At 68.5% G+C, this 416-nt stretch carries 1 protein-coding gene; it reads left to right on the forward strand.

Annotated features, from left to right (window positions below; translation table 11 throughout):
• Positions 1-47: 47 nt before the first annotated feature.
• The coding region (locus EN780_RS38070; RefSeq protein ID WP_145971060.1) for an adenylyltransferase/cytidyltransferase family protein at positions 48-416 on the forward strand (369 nt) is incomplete at its 3' end.

Raw genomic sequence — 416 nt, forward strand, 5'->3', positions numbered from 1 at the left:
GCTACCGCCCGGTCGCCGTCATTCCGAGACTGCAATAGGGGCGTTCCATGACGGAAACCTCGAAACCCTTTGACCGCATCTCGGCGACGTCGCCGCTGCCCGCCCATTTGCGCGGCGGCGTGGTGGCGATCGGCAATTTCGACGGCGTCCATCGCGGCCATCAGGCGGTGCTGGAGCGCGCGCTCGCCGAAGCCCGGCGCCGCGGCGCGCCAGCCCTGGTGCTGAGCTTCGAGCCGCATCCGCGAAAAGTGTTCAGGCCCGAAATCCCGCTCTTCGTGCTGACGCCGCCGCCGATGAAGGCGCGCCTCTTGTCGCGCCTCGGCTTCGCGGCCCTGGTCGAGCAGCCCTTCACGCGCGATTTCGCCGCGCTCTCGGCCGAGGCTTTCGTGACCGAGGTTTTGGAAAGGAACCTCGGC

Source organism: Mesorhizobium sp. M4B.F.Ca.ET.089.01.1.1, from assembly GCF_004022605.1.
Classification (GTDB): domain Bacteria; phylum Pseudomonadota; class Alphaproteobacteria; order Rhizobiales; family Rhizobiaceae; genus Mesorhizobium; species Mesorhizobium abyssinicae.